The 15,685-nt window shown below is 70.4% G+C and carries 16 protein-coding genes; 10 read left to right on the top strand and 6 right to left on the bottom strand.

All coding sequences use genetic code 11. The features are described from left to right. Positions 1-66: 66 nt before the first annotated feature. The 4 genes from ACFVT1_RS29485 to ACFVT1_RS29470 all read left to right on the top strand — a co-directional run bounded on the left by ACFVT1_RS29485 (position 67) and on the right by ACFVT1_RS29470 (position 4,233). The gene (locus tag ACFVT1_RS29485; protein WP_389800773.1) at positions 67-654 is read left to right on the top strand and encodes a hypothetical protein; all 588 of its coding nucleotides are present in this window, start codon (positions 67-69) and stop codon (positions 652-654) included. Between the two features lie 94 nt (positions 655-748). Then, positions 749-1,528, top strand: a complete 780-nt coding sequence (locus tag ACFVT1_RS29480; protein ID WP_389800771.1) for an NAD(P)-binding domain-containing protein — start codon at positions 749-751, stop codon at positions 1,526-1,528. 197 nt (positions 1,529-1,725) lie between these two features. Then, positions 1,726-2,721 (top strand): recombinase family protein, encoded by a 996-nt coding sequence (locus ACFVT1_RS29475; protein ID WP_389800769.1) that lies wholly within the window; start codon positions 1,726-1,728, stop codon positions 2,719-2,721. Positions 2,722-3,018: 297 nt separating this feature from the next. Further along, positions 3,019-4,233 (top strand): glycoside hydrolase family 64 protein, encoded by a 1,215-nt coding sequence (locus tag ACFVT1_RS29470; protein ID WP_389800878.1) that lies wholly within the window; start codon positions 3,019-3,021, stop codon positions 4,231-4,233. Positions 4,234-4,453: 220 nt separating this feature from the next. Here ACFVT1_RS29470 and ACFVT1_RS29465 read toward each other — a convergent pair whose 3' ends face one another. Beyond that, a complete protein-coding gene (locus tag ACFVT1_RS29465; RefSeq protein ID WP_389800767.1) occupies positions 4,454-5,653 on the bottom strand; it encodes an MFS transporter in 1,200 nt (399 codons plus the stop codon). Next, a complete protein-coding gene (locus tag ACFVT1_RS29460) occupies positions 5,650-5,988 on the bottom strand; it encodes an ArsR/SmtB family transcription factor (protein WP_389800765.1) in 339 nt (112 codons plus the stop codon). Before ACFVT1_RS29460 ends, ACFVT1_RS29465 begins: the two co-directional genes overlap by 4 nt. A gap of 399 nt (positions 5,989-6,387) precedes the next feature. Between ACFVT1_RS29460 and ACFVT1_RS29455 the strand changes: the two genes are divergently transcribed. The 3 genes from ACFVT1_RS29455 to ACFVT1_RS29445 all read left to right on the top strand — a co-directional run bounded on the left by ACFVT1_RS29455 (position 6,388) and on the right by ACFVT1_RS29445 (position 8,048). Further along, positions 6,388-6,618 (top strand): FAD-dependent oxidoreductase, encoded by a 231-nt coding sequence (locus tag ACFVT1_RS29455; RefSeq protein WP_389800763.1) that lies wholly within the window; start codon positions 6,388-6,390, stop codon positions 6,616-6,618. A gap of 84 nt (positions 6,619-6,702) precedes the next feature. After that, entirely contained in the window at positions 6,703-7,044 is a 342-nt protein-coding gene (locus tag ACFVT1_RS29450; RefSeq protein WP_389800761.1) for a thioredoxin family protein, read from the top strand. Positions 7,045-7,130: 86 nt separating this feature from the next. Next, positions 7,131-8,048: a class I SAM-dependent methyltransferase gene (locus ACFVT1_RS29445; RefSeq protein ID WP_389800759.1), complete on the top strand. Its 918-nt coding sequence runs from the start codon at positions 7,131-7,133 to the stop codon at positions 8,046-8,048. A gap of 138 nt (positions 8,049-8,186) precedes the next feature. Here the strand turns inward: ACFVT1_RS29445 and ACFVT1_RS29440 are convergent, their stop codons facing one another. Continuing rightward, positions 8,187-8,678: a MarR family winged helix-turn-helix transcriptional regulator gene (locus tag ACFVT1_RS29440; protein ID WP_389800757.1), complete on the bottom strand. Its 492-nt coding sequence runs from the start codon at positions 8,676-8,678 to the stop codon at positions 8,187-8,189. A gap of 58 nt (positions 8,679-8,736) precedes the next feature. Between ACFVT1_RS29440 and ACFVT1_RS29435 the strand changes: the two genes are divergently transcribed. Next, a complete protein-coding gene (locus tag ACFVT1_RS29435; protein ID WP_389800755.1) occupies positions 8,737-9,129 on the top strand; it encodes a helix-turn-helix domain-containing protein in 393 nt (130 codons plus the stop codon). A gap of 160 nt (positions 9,130-9,289) precedes the next feature. Continuing rightward, a complete protein-coding gene (locus ACFVT1_RS29430) occupies positions 9,290-9,700 on the top strand; it encodes a VOC family protein (RefSeq protein WP_389800753.1) in 411 nt (136 codons plus the stop codon). 78 nt (positions 9,701-9,778) lie between these two features. Here the strand turns inward: ACFVT1_RS29430 and ACFVT1_RS29425 are convergent, their stop codons facing one another. Next, positions 9,779-10,303 (bottom strand): hypothetical protein, encoded by a 525-nt coding sequence (locus ACFVT1_RS29425; RefSeq protein ID WP_389800751.1) that lies wholly within the window; start codon positions 10,301-10,303, stop codon positions 9,779-9,781. Between the two features lie 215 nt (positions 10,304-10,518). On the opposite strand from ACFVT1_RS29425, the gene ACFVT1_RS29420 reads away from it, so the two are divergent. Continuing rightward, complete coding sequence (locus ACFVT1_RS29420; RefSeq protein WP_389800749.1) at positions 10,519-11,148, top strand: YceI family protein; 630 nt, start codon at positions 10,519-10,521, stop codon at positions 11,146-11,148. Between the two features lie 187 nt (positions 11,149-11,335). On the opposite strand, the gene ACFVT1_RS29415 is transcribed toward ACFVT1_RS29420, so the two are convergent. Both ACFVT1_RS29415 and ACFVT1_RS29410 read right to left on the bottom strand, forming a co-directional pair. Continuing rightward, on the bottom strand, positions 11,336-14,035 hold the full coding sequence (locus ACFVT1_RS29415) for a SpoIIE family protein phosphatase (RefSeq protein ID WP_389800747.1): 2,700 nt from the start codon (positions 14,033-14,035) through the stop codon (positions 11,336-11,338). 221 nt (positions 14,036-14,256) lie between these two features. Continuing rightward, entirely contained in the window at positions 14,257-15,630 is a 1,374-nt protein-coding gene (locus tag ACFVT1_RS29410) for a hypothetical protein (RefSeq protein WP_389800745.1), read from the bottom strand. Between the last annotated feature and the right edge of the window lie 55 nt (positions 15,631-15,685).

Raw genomic sequence — 15,685 nt, 5'->3', positions numbered from 1 at the left:
CATCCGTTCCACAGGTCTTGACGGCCGGTCCCTGGCAGTTCCCGCCGCCCGCACCTGCGCGACAACTTGGTTGCCCTCGACCTGCGCCTGACCGCGACCGACCTCGGCGGCATCGCAGCCGCCGTCCCCGACACCGGGGCCCAGGGGACCCAATGCAGCGACCACGGCATCGCCCTGATCGGCCAAGAAGAGAGAAGCACCCTGATGAAGAAGCCACTCTGTGCACGAGGGGCGCTCGGAGCGATGTACGCAGGCCTGGCGCTCACTGTCCTCGTGACGATCGCCCCGTACGTCGACCACAGCACCACCCATCTGCTGGCCGACCACATCCGCGCCGGCTATCCCACGTACCCCCAGGCGCGGGTCGACTCGGCCGCCACCACCTACCTGGTCGTGTTGTCCGTCATCGGAGCGCTCGGCGTCCTCGCCTGGCTCGCAACAGCCTGGGCTGTCAAAGCAGGCAAGTGGTGGGCCCGCCCCGCCGCGACTGTGATGTTCATGCTCGGCACCAGCGTCGGGCTGGCCGGGCTGCTGACCAAGGACACCTCCGGCGCGACCGGCCTGCCGCCGGAGCTGGGCTGGGCCGGGATGATTCCCTGCCTGGCGGGCATCGTCGCGGTCACATTGCTGTGGAGAAGACCCCGACTGACGTGACGTCGGTTCCGTTCGACTCCGCACGTGAGGAGCCGACGGAAACCATCGCGACCGCACAGACCCGCACCAACACAAGTCACGACTACCGCGCACCATGGAGGAAGACACAGTGCAGCGCATCGGCATCATCGGAGTGGGCGAGATCGGCCGGGCCATCGTCGAGGGCCTGCGCAACGGGGGCGGTACGTCGCCAGACGTCTTCCTCTCTCCCCGGGGGGCCCGCACCGCCGCCGAACTGTCCGAGCGTTACGAGGGTGTCCATGTGTGCGCCGACAACCAGGGGGTGCTGGACCGCTCCGAGGTGGTGATCATCGCCGTGCGCCGCCAGGACCACCACGAGGCACTCGCCGGGCTGAAGGTGGACGACGACAAGACCGTGGTCAACCTGATGGCCGGCGTCGCCACCGACGACCTGCGCCGAACCCTCGCCACCGGCGCCCCGATCGTCCACGCCATCCCGCTGCCCGCCATACGCGAGCGCCGCTCCGTCACCGTGACCTGCCCCTCGCACCCGGTGGTGGACTCTCTTTTTGAACAGCTGGGCGGAGCGCTCCCCGTCGCGGACGAGGGCGCCTTCAACGTCTTCTCCGCACTGACCGGGACGCTCACCGTCCACTACGCCTACCTCACCACGCTCACCTCGTGGGCCACCGACCATGGCATCGCCCCCGACGCCGCGGACCAGTATGTGCGCGGCCTCTTCCAGAACGTAGGCCGCTCCCTGAGCGACGAGACCCGCCCTCTACGCCAACTCGCCGCCGACCACGAGACACCCGAAGGGAACAACGAGCGCATCCGCACCACCTGGTTCGATGCGGCCAACACCGCAGCCCTCAAGAAGGCCCTGGACGGCCTCCTCGCCGATCTGAAGTAAGAGCGTCCGGCTGGGACGTGGGTAGACCGGGAGCGGCGACTCCATTGCGCGCCTCTCGCAAACGGTCCTTTGCCCGAGCAAGATCAAAAAGGATGGCGCGGAGATCGCGAAGCGCCGGGTGGGTTCGCAGAACTCGTTCTCACTCAAAGGTGGGCTCGGGGTAATTCTGAGAACCGTTTGTGACAGCATCCACGGTCATGACGGTCCCTCAAGGGGCTTCCCCGAGCGACGCCGACGACGTTGAGCGCCACCCCTGCCCCCGCCGCAAGGCCGACCCCGGCTCACCGTGCCGCTCGCGCTCTGGCGCGGTCGCTGGCACCTACCACACCGGCCGCATCACCAAGGTGCCCCGACTCGCCAAGCTCCTGCGCGTACCCACCCCCGCCGACCGCGGGCCCGGCCGACCGTGGCGGCCCGGCACCCCCGTCCCGCTCGCCCTCGCGCCCGACACCCCGACCGCCGACATCCGCATCGGGTACGCGAGGTGCTCGACACTCACCCAGGAACTCCAGTCCCAGCTCGACGCGCTCGCCAAGCACGGCATCCCGCGCGACAAGGTGTTCTCCGAGAAGATCAGCACCCGCGTACGCGTCCGCCCGCAGTTCGAGGCCTCGCTCGCGCTGGCCCGCCAGATCAAGGCCCACGCCCCGCACTGCCGCGTCATCTTCACCGTGTACGAGATGAAGCGTCTGGGCCGCGACGCCGCCGAACTCACCGCGCTCGCCGACCACCTCACCGCCCACGGCCTGGTCCTGGAGATGCTCGCTGGGCCCCTGCCCGGGATGTACGACCCCAGCGGGCCCGGCCGCCTGCTGTTCGCGTTCTTCGCGGCGATGGCGGAGACCGAGCGGGAGAACATCCGCGAGTCGACCCTCGAAGGACTCAACGCAGCCGCCCGCAAAGGCAAGCACGGCGGCCGGCCGCCCGTCATCACCGAGGACATGCTGCACACCGTGCTCCGGCGCAGGGCGAACGGCGAGTCGGTCGAGCAGATCCAGCCCGACCTGATCATCCCGACCGGCAAGCGCAAGGGACAGGCCCCCAGCGTCGCAAGCATCTACCGCGCGCTCGCCGAGCACGAGAAGAGAGAGGTGTACCCCGAGGCCGTCGAGGCGGCCCACGCCGACTTCGTCGTTCTCCAGGACGCCGACGGCATCCCGCGCCCCCGCCCGGCCCGCAACTCCGGCAGGTAGCAGACCCTCAAGACTCCAAGATCATCCCGTGGCGGGTTTCCGGCGTATCTGGGTCACGCCCCTTTGACGGCCGGTCGCACCGCTTGGTCCCGCGCTGACCGCCAACAGCGGTTCAGCGCCGTCGAGTTGCGAAGAAACCACTTCCTTGAGAGCGCTCTCAGTCACAAGTCTTGACGCTCTCATCGACCACCGCGACAGTGGTGCACACCCGCGGACGCCTCCCGGACCCCGCTCCCCCACGACCGTCCCGTCCGCGCCCCCACACACCTCGGGAGTCCTCTCGTGTTTTCCCGCAGAATGTTCCTGACCCGCGCGGCCACCGCCTCCGCGACCGCCCTCACCTACCCGCTCTGGGGCAGCGCACTGGGCCCGAGCGCGTCGGCCGCCCCCGCGACCTGCGAACTCGCCCTGGAGAACCGTTCGTTGCCCGGCAGGGTCAACGCCTATGTCACCGGCCACGAGCAGGGCACCGACCGCTGGGTGCTGCTGCGGGCCGACGGCAGCGTCTACCACCCCGAATCCCCCTCCGCACCGCAGACGCCGCTGCCGGTCGACTGCGTGATCCCGCTGAACGCGGCGGGCGCCGCTCCGGTGGTCCTGTCCCTGCCGCAGATGTACGGCGCCCGGGTCTACTTCGTACGCGACGACACCCTCACCTTCTACCTCAACCCCGGCCCCGCCCTGGTCGAACCGGCGTTCGCGACATCCACGGACGCCAACTACGGGCGGACCTGGTCGTTCTGCGAGTTCACCTTCAACCCGCAGCAGCTGTACGCGAACATCAGCTACGTCGACCTCGTCACCGCGCTGCCGATCGGCCTGACCCTGGAGGGCGACACCACGCACACGGTGGCACCGCTCCCGGACGGTGCGGTCCAGCGGATCGCCGACGACCTCACCGCCCAGGCCGCCTCCGACGGCCAGCCGTGGGACAAGCTGGTGATCCGTGGCACGGACGGCGGCGTGCTGCGCGTGATCTCGCCGCAGAACCTGATGGCGCCGTTCTTCGACCGGCCCGACGAGATGCCGTTCCGCGACGTGTTCACGGCCTACGTCGACCAGGTCTGGGAGAAATACCGCTCCACCGATCTGCGGATCGATCTACAGGGCGGCCGCGGGGTGCGCACCGGACGGGTCGGCGGCGACCTCCTGACGTTCGACGGCGGGCACACCTTCACCAAGCCGGCCTCCAAGGACGTCTTCACCTGCAACCACGGCCCGTTCGCCAACAATCCGGCGGACCCCGACGACAAGAAGGCCCTGCTCGCCCGGCTCGCGGCCGGCTTCAACCGCTCCCTCATGCTCACCCACCCCGACCAGCCGAACGGCACCTCGGCCGCGGATTATTACCAGGGCACCGTGACCAACCACTGGTCACGGGTGGTCCACGCCCACACCCCGATCGGCTACGCGTTCCCGTACGACGACGTACGCCCGGACGGTCAGCCCGACGTCTCGGGCGCCGCGAACGACGGCAACCCGCGGCGGTTCACGGTGAGCGTGGGGGCCTGAGTCCGCTCCGGTTCTCGCGGGCGGGGGGCGTTCACGGGCGGCCGGTGGCCGGTTCGGGCGCGCCGGCCGCGCCGGCAGACTGCCGGGGCCGCGCCCCGGAGCATGCTTCCTCCAGGGCGCCGACGTGCGCGCCCTGGAGGTGCGTTCACACGTCGCGGCGCCCCATGGACGAGCACGGCGAGCACGGCGAGCACGGCGAGCACGGCGCGTGCGACCGCGATCAGCGGCCGGAGCGAGCCTGGTCGGCGGCGTCGCACGCGAGGTGAGTGATGCGGCGCCGAGTAGGAACACGGAGCACCACGACGCTGAGCCACCCGGTGAGCAGCAACGCCAGAGCTACGGGCACCAGCGCCCATGCGGACAGGCCGCCCGGATCGGCGCTGTTGGCGAGCAGACTGCTGCCTGCAGCGGCCCCCGCGGCGGAACCGAGATACATGGCGGCCATCTGGAACGCGACGATCGGCACCGCCTGCCCGGGTCGGTCTCCGGTCAGGGCTTGCTGCAGGGTTGGGACGCTCGCCCATCCTGCCGCACCCCACAACGCCGCTGCGACGAGCCACACCACCGGCGCGGTGGAGACCCAGAAGGCCGCGAAGCTCCCCATGAGCACTGCGGGCAGAGCGATGAGCAGAGTGCGGGGCCCGGACGCGTCCAGATGCCTGCCGACCAGGGCTGAGCCGGTGACACCGCCGATGCCCCAGGCCCACACCAGTGCGAATCCCCAGTCCTGGAGCCCTCGGGCCTCGGCCATGGGCAGCAGGTAGGTGTAGAGCCCGAGACTGGCCACGCCGAGGAGAAACGCAGCAGCGACCCCGACGAGAGTCTTCGACGACCGCAGCGCCGCGAAAGCAGGACCACGCGAAGCGGGCAGTGACGGGATCGTGCGCGCCTTGACAGCCAGAGCGCCCATGCTGAGGAGGCCGACGGCGACGACCAGGCCCATCGTCCATCGCCAGTTCAGCTGGTTGCGGACGACCATTCCGACCGGCACTCCAGCGACTGTTCCGGTGGACAGCCCGAAGGTCACCATGGCCATGGCGCGACCCCGTTCATGGTCGGCGACCATCGCAGCGGCGGCTGCGGTTGCCACCGCGGTGAGCACGCCGGCGCCCGCGCCCGCGATCACCCGCGAGGCGAGAAACACCTCGGCCCCCGGCGAAACCACGGTGATGAGGTTGCCGAGATTGAACACACCCAGCGCGATCAGCAGCGCTTTGGCGGTACTCCCACGGATCAGCATTCCCGACAGCAACGGCCCCGCCAGAGCGTAGGCCGCGGTGAAGGCTGTCACGCCCAGGCCGACCGCCGCGACCGTCGTGGCGAGCGAATCAGCGATCGAGGGCAGCACCGCAGCGAGAACATAGGCATCGACACCCAGCGCGATCGCGGCCGCGGCAAGCGGCCAGACGCGGCGGATCACGCGTCCTCCTTTGCAGGAGCAGCTTCCTGATACCCGTCAAGGACCGTGTTGATCAGACCCGGGAACCGCGCCTCCAGGTCATCGCGGCGCAGCCGGATCATGCACTTGCGCCCTTCGGCTCGGACGAACACCACCCCGGATTCGCGCAGGAGGCCGGTGTGATGGGTGAGCGTCGACCGTGGCAGGTCCGGACCCAGCTCGATGCTGTCCACCTCACCGCGCTCCGCGAGCATCCGCACCATCGACAACCGCAGCGGCTCGCTCAACGCGAACAGCACCCGCGGGATCGCGATCTCATCAGCCTCAGGATGCTCGTACACCCGTGACGGCGCCATCAGGACCACCTTGAATCGTGCGACTATTCCCGCACGATAATAGTGCGAAAATTCTCGAACGATCAAGTCGATTCACCAAGCCCTCCCGTGGCAGTGGCGGCGCGGCCTCGATGTGCGGGAGGGGTGACAGCTCCGGGAGCGGGTCGGCGCGAGGGGCCGACCTCGGCACATGCAGGCGAAGGGCCCTGTCGGGGTCTCGACAGCGGCGGGGACATCGACGTCGGCGAGGGGGCGTACGGCACGGGCGTTCCGGTTGTGCGGCATGCCGGGCCGAACGGCCTTGCCGGGGGGCGAGCTTCCGCATGAGCCCCATGCGACCCGGGCCGTCCCGGAAATGGCAACGGAAGTTGCCCCCGGCGCAAAGCCGGAGCACGTTGGGGGCTGGAGGTGATCGCCGTGATGGAAGCGACGACGAACACGCAGAACGGCGGCGTGGTACCGGCCGCCGACGAGGTCTACGACGTGGTGGTCATCGGCGCCGGAGCGGCCGGCCCGAGCGCTGCGCTCGTTCCGGGGAGGGCCCGTCGCCGGGTTGCGGTGGTGGATGCGGGAGGGCGATGCGGCAGCCTCTCGCCGCAGGCGCCCCAGCACTTCCCGCGGCCGGCCCCGCAGGTCACCCGGTCCGACTGACCCCCGGTCGCCTCCCGGCACCTGCCGTCCGGGCCCGCCGGGGCCGCGCGCATCCACGAACACACCGACAAGGAGAGTCCCACCATGGCAGCAAGGTCCAACGGTCCTGTGGACAGTGTCACCGAGCAGACGTTTCCCGCCCGCGTACTGCAGGCGAAGCGGCCCGTCCTGGTCCAGTTCTGGGCCCCGTGGTGCGGGCCGTGCATCAGGGTCACTCCCCTCATCGAGGAGCTGGCCACCGAGCACGCGGGCGTCCTGGACGTCGTCAAGGTCAACGTCGACGAGGAGCCCGGACTGGCTGACCGGCACGGAGTCTCCTCGATCCCCGCTTTCATGGTCTACGCCGACGGCGCCCTCGCAAAGGCATGGACGGGCGCCGCCCCGAAGCCCCTCCTGGAGCGCACCCTCGCCCCCTTCCTTCGCTGAGCTCCGGCGGGCACCACGCGCTCGACGCCGCGGGGCCGGGCCGAGTCGGGGTGCCCGCCCTTCGTGTTTCTGGAACTGGAGGACTCATGAACTCACCTCACCATCAGGACATCGAGTGGGACGCCTCGGGCCCGCACCGGGAACGCGAAGCCAGGCTGCACGCCCCCGCCCTCACCCAGACCATGGACTGGTTGCGGGATCTGTTGCGGACCAACGGCGGCGGACATACTCCCATCCACCGGATCCTGGACATCGGCAGCGGGCCGGGGGTGGTCACCTGCCTGTTGGCGCACGCCTTCCCGGACGCGGAGATCATTGCTGCCGACCGGTCGCCCGACATCCTGGAACGGGTCCGTTCGCGCGCGGAGGCGCAGGGAATGGCGGACCGCGTCCACACGCAACTGATGGAGCACCCGGGCGAGTTCGACTCGCTGGGTTCCGCGGATCTGATCTGGAGCCGCCATGGCGTCCGCCATATCGGGGACCAGGAAGCGGCATTGCACTCCCTGGCCGCCTCCTTGCGGCACGGCGGACTCCTCGCCGTCGCCGAAAGCGGACTGCCCCCGCGTTTCCTGCCTCGCGACATCGGCATGGGGCGTCCGGGCCTACAGGCCCGCCTGGACGCCGCCGCCGAGGACGCCTTCGCCGAGATGCGCGACCGACTGCCCGGATCGGCCCAGACGGTGGAGGACTGGCCGACCATGCTTGCCCGAGCCGGGCTCATCCCCAGCGGGACACGCAGCTTCTTCACCGATCTCCCGTCTCCTCTCGGGATGTCGGCGCGGGAATATCTGCACACGCGTCTGAGCCGGCTGCGCGACCGGCTCGGCGACCGGCTGGACCCGGAGGACCGCGCAACGCTGGAGTGCCTCATGGACAGGGACGCACATACGGGGATCCTCGGCCGCCCTGACGCCTTCTATCTCGCGGCCGCCACTGTCCACACGGCCCGCTCCTGCCGCACCGGCGTTCAGCCGCGGCTCTCGATACCGACAGGCGGATAGGGCCCGATACGCCTCTTCACCTGGAAAGTGCCTCCGACAGGGGCGGAAACAAGGCCCAGCCAATCTGCGTTCTCGCTGGTCAGAGGCACTTTCTGCTGACAGGATCGCCTGCTGGACAACAGCCGCCAGAGCGCGACGCTAGGATTGCTCGTCGCCCTCGACGTTGGCGATCATCCTGCGCAGCACCTTGAGTGCGGCCGCATATTCCTCGTCGCTGATGCCCTTGTGGACCACGGTGCGCAACTCGGTCACCAGCTCGCGCAGCCTCACCCTGGCAGCATTCCCGGCGTCAGTGAGGTGCAGGCGCTGCCCGGCGTCGGTGTGGAGCCAGCCACGGTGGAGCAACTGGTCGACGACCCGGGCGATCTCGTTCTGCCCGTCCGCAAGTGGCGACAGCTGGGCGACCACCTCCTCGCGGCTCGGCGCCGCGAGCCCACCGTTCACGTGGTTGAGCACCCAATACTGCGGCTGTGTGACGTCGACCTTGGCCATGGCGTCGCGCAGATGCCGGGTGACGGCCGCATGGGCCAGGCCGCTCCAGTAACCGACGGGCTGAGTGGCCAGCAGGTCATCGGTGACGGCCGGATCGGCCGGCGCCTGGTCAGTGGTGGTTCCAGTCAGCTGTTCCATGATCGCGACGCTACATTCCCTGTGTGGATGTGAACATGCCGAATGATGTGATGGCGACGTGAGCCGCGCCGCAGAAGAGACCAACCGTCGCATGCTCCGGGCCCGGGACGCGATGGACCGCGCCTACGCCCAGCCGCTGGACGTCCCGGCCCTGGCCCGGATCGCCCATGTGTCCCCGGCGCACTTCACGCGCACCTTCCGGGCCACGTTCGGCGAGACGCCGCACCGCTACCTGCAACGCCGCCGCGTCGAGCGTGCGATGTTCCTGCTGCGCGAGACGGAGCGCAGCGTGACGGACATCTGCTTCGAAGTCGGCTTCGGCAGCCCGGGGACCTTCAGCCGCACCTTCCGCGGCATCGTCGGCCGGACGCCGAGGACGTACCGGAGGGAAGCGGCGGCCACGGGCGTACCGACGTGCTTCACGATGGCGTGGACGCGGCCGAGCGGCTGACCGTCCGCACCGGCCCACCGCACCGCACGTCCGCACCGGCCCGCCGCATCCTGCGTTCGCACCGGCCGTTCGCGCTGACCGTCCGCACCGCCCGCCCCCGTCCGTCGACTGAGCAGTTTTGGACAAGTTTTCGTCCGCCCCGCCCCGTAGCGTGAGGCACATGTTCAACGCCATTACGCAATCGCAGATTTACGTCCTCGACCAGGACGAGGCCCTCGACTTCTACGTCGGCAAGCTCGGCCTGGAGGTCGCCGCCGACGTCGACCTGGGCATCATGCGCTGGCTGACCGTCAGCGTCCCCGGCCACCCGGAACGCCAGATCCTGCTGGAGAAGCCGGGTGCTCCGGCGATGTCCGAGGAGACGGCGCAGCAGGTCCGCGAGCTGGTGACCAAGGGCGCTATGGGCGGCTGGCTCATCTTCACCACGGACGACTGCCGCAAGACGTACGAGACGCTGCTCGCCCGGGACGTCGAGTTCACCGAGGAACCCACCGACCGCCCGTACGGGACCGACTGCGGACTGCGCGACCCCTTCGGCAACCGCATCCGCTTCACCCAGCCGAAGGGCTGAGATCCCGCCTCGCACCACGCGCGACTGCCCCCGTTCCGGTGGAACGGGGGCAGTTGTGCGTGGAGACACGGTGCGCGGTCAGCAGCCGCCGCAGTTGTAGTACGTCACGTCCCAGTGGTTGCCCTCGTCCGCGTAGATGTTGCCGGAACCCGCCTTGTACTGGGGAGCGCCGTCGCCGCGCAGCCCTATGTACGTGAAGACGCCGTGGACGTAGTTCGTGAGGCAGGTGGACTTGGCGAAGTCGAGCTTGTAGCCGTTCCAGTGCGAGTACGTACCACTGGCGTGGCCCGTCTCGGTGCCGCCGGTGATGTTCAGCGCGCAGCCCGTGGCGCTCTTGAGGGTCTGGGCGCCCTGGGCGGTGGCCAGGTTGAGCTGGTCGAACGAGGTGCAGGTGGAGACATCGCGGTTGGAGCAGTTGCCGGAGGACGACCAGGTGACCCCGGAGGAGCTGAACCGGGCGGTGGCCTGGGCATGGGTGAGCTTCGTGTCGGCGTGGGCCTGGGTGGCTCCGCCGCCGAGGACGCCGACGCCGGGGGCGAAGAGGACGCCGAGGACGAGGGCGAGGGCGGTCAGGACGGGGCGCAGTGTCATACGGGACACCATGGGGGGACTCCTCCTGCTCATGACAAGTAAGGGCACGGAAATACTGCCCGAGTTCTACGCGCGTCGCCAGGGGTAGCGGCGGCGGATGACCCACCCGCCCCAACAATCCGCAGCATTGATGTTGAACTTTGAACTAGATAGCGCTACAGTCAATCTCGTTGAAGGTTAAACAATCACTTCGACCGCCACTCGATCACGTCCCCCGAGGAGGAGCCATGGCTCTGTTCAACCGCAGGAACAACAACGCCCCGTCCGCCGCCACCGCCGTCGCCACCCCCGCCGTGGACCCCGCCCTGGCCGCCCTCACGGGTGACTACACGATCGACCCGGCGCACAGCAGCATCGGCTTCACCGTGCGCCACGCCATGGTCACCAACGTGCGCGGCACCTTCGGCGAGCACGAGGGCAGCCTGAAGCTCGACGGCCACAACCCCGCCGAGTCCACCGCCTCGATCCAGGTCAAGATCGCCAGCATCGACACCGGCATCGCCGACCGCGACGGCCACCTGGTGAGCGGCGACTTCTTCGACGCCGAGAAGTTCCCCCTCATGACGTTCCGCTCCACGCGGGCCGAGCAGCTCGGCGGCGACACGTACCGCGTCACCGGCGACCTCACGATCAAGGACGTCACGCGCCCCCTCGCCATCGACCTGGAGTTCAACGGCTCCGCCACCGACGTCTACGGCAACGAGCGCGTCGGCTTCGAGGGCAGCGCGGACATCCTGCGCTCCGACTGGGGCCTGACCTGGAACGCCGCGCTGGAGACCGGCGGCGTCATGGTCAGCGACAAGGTCAGGCTCACCTTCGACATCTCCGCCATCAAGGCCGCCGCACCGCAGGTCTGACACCCCGCCGCACCGCAGGCCCGAGACCCGGCCGCACCGCAGGCCCGACACCCCGCCGCGTCCGTCCCGCACCCGAGCGCGCCCGCCTTCCCCCCACCCCCGCCGGGGGCGGAGGGCGGGCGCTCGGCCCGGTCTTCGACGTTCCGCGCCGCGCGGTGCGCCGAATCCGATCGCTCGGCCGCACAGGTCAAGGACCGGGCCCGTGGTCGTCGTCCTCCTCCGATTCGCCGACCGTCTGCTCCGACCAGATCACCTTGCCCGTCTCGGTGTAGCGGGTGCCCCAGCGTTCGGCGAACTGGGCGACGAGGAACAGGCCCCGGCCGCCCTCGTCCATCGTCGCCGCGTAGCGCAGATGCGGTGAGGTGTTGCTGGTGTCGGACACTTCGCAGATCAGGTTGCGGTCGTACAGCAGGCGGACCTCGATCGGTCCGGTGCCGTAGCGCACCGCGTTGGTGACCAGTTCGCTCAGGATCAGCTCGGTGGTGAACGCCTCCTCGTCCAGGCCCCGGTCGGTGAGCCATTCGGCGACGTTCTTGCGCACTCCCGCGACGGCCGCCGGGTCGGTGGCCACGGACCACTGCGCGACCTGGCCGGGATCGAGCGTATGGGTGCGGGCCACGAGGAGCGCGACGTCGTCGGTCGGCTGGTCGGGCAGCATTGCTTCGAGCACGTCGTCGCAGGTCTCCTCCGGTGTCCGGTCGCGACGGGCTAGGGTCTCGCACAGCAGCTCCATGCCGGCGTCGAGATCCCGGTCGCGGAGGTCGATGAGACCGTCCGTGTAGAAGACCAGACGGCTCCCCTCGGGTACGTGGAACTCGGCCGCCTCGAAGGGCATGCCGCCGATGCCGAGGGGCAGTCCGGCCGGGACCTCGGGGAATTCGACGGTGCCGTCGGGGAGGACGAGCACGGGCCCGGGGTGGCCGGCCCTGGCCACCGAGCAGTTCCCGGAGACGGCGTCGTAGATCGCGTACAGGCAGGTCGCTCCGGCGATCTCGGCATTGTCACCGCCGGCCGCCTCGTCCTGGTCGGTACGGACGACCAGCTCGTCCAGATGCCCGAGGAGTTCGTCGGGTGCGAAGTCCAGCGCCGAGAAGTTGTGGATGCTGGTGCGCAGCCGCCCCATGGTGGCGGCGGCGTGCAGCCCGTGTCCGACCACGTCGCCGACGACCAGCGCGACCCGGGCGCCGGACAGCGGGATCACGTCGAACCAGTCGCCTCCGACCTCGGCCCGCGCCGGCAGATAGCGGTGGGCGACGTCGAGGGCGTTCTGCTCGGGCAGGCCGCGGGGCAGCAAGCTGCGTTGCAGTGTCACGGCCATCTCGTGTTCGCGGGTGTAGCGGCGGGCGTTGTCCACGCTGACCGCCGCCCGCGCCACCAGTTCCTCGGCGAAGGACTGGTCGTCGTCGTCGAACGGCTCGGGGTTGCCCGCGCGCCAGAAGTTGGCCAGGCCCAGAATGACGCCGCGTGCGTGCAGCGGTACGGACAGCACCGAATGGAATCCGTAGTCGAGTATTTTCTCCGCGCGGTCGGGGTCCCAGCGCCGCCAGCCCAGCTGTGCGATCACCTCGGGCCCCAGCCCGGTCTCCTTGCTGTTCACGCGCATGGCCCGGATCCTGGTCGGAACGAATCCGACCGATCGGCCGATCGGGTAGAGGGGCTGGTCCGGGTCGGCTGCAGCGATGGCGGTACGGCGCATGTCCAGCGGGGCGCCGGCCAGCGTGGCCGGTTCCTCCCCGGGCAGCGCGGGATCGGCGAGGTCGACGGTCGTGGCGTCGGCGAATCCGGGGGTCGCGACGTCCGCCAGCTCCTGGGCCGTCCGGGTCACGTCGAGCGTGGTGCCGATCCGGGCACCGGCCTCGTAGAGGAGCAGCAGGCGTTCGTGGACGAGTTCCGCCCGGCCCGTGACCTTGCGGAGCTCCGTGGTGTCCCGCAGGGTCGCCACGGTGCCGGGCGGCCCGCCGCGCGTGTCCGTCGCCCGGAGATTGACGACCAGCAGCCTGTTCCCGCTGCGCACCACCTTGTCGGTGACGGTCTGGCCGGAGGCGAGCAGTTCGGCGGTGTCGGGCGCCAGTCCGAGGTCCGTCACGGAGCGGCCCTCGGCGTCGGGGGGAAGGGCGAGGAGCCTGCGGGCCTCGTCGTTGGCGAGCGTCAGCCGGTGGTCGGGGCCGACGACGATGAGGACGCCCTCGCGGACCGCGTGCAGCACCGCGTCGTGGTGCTCGTACATCCGGGTCATCTGGGCGGCTCCGAGGCCGTGCGTCTGGCGGCGCAGCCTCCCGGTCACGAGCGCCGCGCCGCCCGCGGTGATCACGAGGGCGACCACGGCCGCGCCCGCGCTCAACGGGACGGAGCGGTCGGCCACGCTGTTCACCGTCTTGTCGGTGAGCCCGACGGACACCACGCCGGCGACCGATCCGTCCGGCCTGGGCACGGGTACCACCGAGTTGATCGAGGGCCCCAGGCTGCCGTTGAAGGTCCGGGTGAAGCCCCGTCCGTCCAGTGCCTCCTTGTACGGGCCGATCAGGTGCTTGCCGATGAACGCGGGGTCGGGGTGGGTGTAGCGGATGCCCTGGGGGCTGGCCACCACGACGTACTCGACACGGGCCTCCTTGCGGACCTGCTCCGCGCGTGGCTGGAGGATCGCGGTGGGGTCCTTGCCGTCCAGCGCCGTCGCGACCCCCGGCGAGTGGGCGAAGGTCTCGGCCACGCTGAACGTACGCATCCGGGCCTCCTGCAGGCTGTCGCTGCGGCCCTGCGCCACCAGGGCGATCGCGAAGCCGGTGATCAGCAGGAGCACCAGCCCGAGCACGAAGCAGAAGACCTGGCCGGCCACGGTGCGGACGCTGAACAGGGCCAGCACGTCGCGGGCCGGGGAACGGCGGGTCATGTCCCGGCGGGGCGGCGCGGGGGTGGCTTGGCCCGAGCGCCCCCCATCGTGCCGATGTGGTCGCCGGACGGAGCGTCGCAGCCTCGCCCGGAATCGGCCGATACCAGACATAGGTTCAGGTCTAGCATGAATCGCACCTGCCCGAGAGATCACCGGGGCTGCCTGGATCGCCGGTCGGCGGCGAACCCGTCGGCCCGGAACCGGGTGCCCGGACCGTCGGCTCAGAACCCTCCGCCGTCGAAGCCGCCACCTCCTCCGAGGTCGCCGCCCCCGCCGAAGCCCCCGTCGCCGAAGCCGCCGCCGTCGAAGCCGGACGGGTCGAAGTCGGAGCCGGAGAAGTCCCCGCCGGAGCCGTAGTCGCCGCCCCCGTACTCGTCCGCGTACGCCGGGGAGGACAGCATCGAGCCGAGCACCGTGCCGACCAGCAGGCCGGGGAGCAGGCCGCCGCCGAAGTAGCCGCCCGCCCAGGGGCCGTACGCCGGGCCCGCCTCCCAGTAAGGGCGGCGGCGGCCGTCGCCCGTGTCGACGGTGCGGCTCAGCGGCTCCTCGCCCTCGCGCAGCCGGATCCCGTCCGCCGCGCAGACGGGCACCTCGCGGCCCGTGCCGCCGGACGGGGACCACCGGACGTCGGCAACCGAGGGGCCGTGGCGCGGGTCGAAGAAGCACGGCGGACGGCGCACGGGCAGTTCACCGCCCGTGCGGCGGGCCGCCAGGACCGCCAGGGAGAACCTGCCGTCCTCCAGGGCCTGGGTGACCCCGCGCACGTCGGACGGGTGCCGGGCCCGGGACATGCGCGTCTTCGCGCTCTCGTAGGAGTCGAGTGCCCGCTCGTAGTCGGCCCGCATGCTGTCGTCGGCGCCGGGCTCGGCGGGGTGGAAGTCGAGACGGTCCAGGGTCTCGCCGTACGCGGTGATGTCCTCGTCCACGACGACGCGGAGCTTGTCGAGTGCGGCCCGCTCCTCGGCCTCCTTCCGCCTGCGGTTGCGGCGGACGATCGTGTACGCCGTACCGCCGCCCAGCACGAGGAGCGCCGCGACCGTGATCAGTCCGGTGGAGGACGACGGTCCGGTGCCCGCCGAGGAGCCGCCCCAGGAGGCGGGAGCGCGGCCCCGGGCCTGTTCGACGGCCCGGTCGACGAAGGCGTTCAGCTGGGTCGCCGCGTCGGTGTCCGTGCCCGGTGCCTTTACCGCCGCGGTGAGGTTCCGGACCGCCCGCGTGGACATCACCCGGGGGTCGGCGCCCGCGTTGAACCCGTCGCCCAGGCGGACCGCGTAGACGCCCGTGATGCCGGTGTCGGTGCGCAGGGTGGTGAGCAGGTTCCGCTCGGGGAACGCCGAGGTCCGCGGCAGCACGGCCACGAACACGGGCTTGTCGGCGTCCTTGATCTTCTTCGTCAGCGCCGCCGCCCGGCTCGGGGGGAGCTGGCCGGCGGCGGCCGGGTCGACGTACACCGGCCCCTTGCGCAGCGCCTGCGCGACATCATTGATGGTCGATGCACCGACCATCGCGGGTGCAGCGGGTGCCAAGGCGAGCACGACCACCGACAGCATCAGCAGCAGGCCGGCCAACACGGTCGGGAACAGCCTGTTCCGCATATGTCGAAGCTAACCCAGGTAGGTGCCGCCTGCGCGCCCACCCACCTGGGCCGGC

It is taken from the genome of Streptomyces sp. NPDC057963 (assembly GCF_042887155.1).
In the GTDB taxonomy this organism is placed as follows: Bacteria; Actinomycetota; Actinomycetes; order Streptomycetales; family Streptomycetaceae; genus Streptomyces.
The sequence above is the reverse complement of the archived record's forward strand: the minus strand, read 5'-3'. Positions and strand labels throughout refer to the sequence as shown.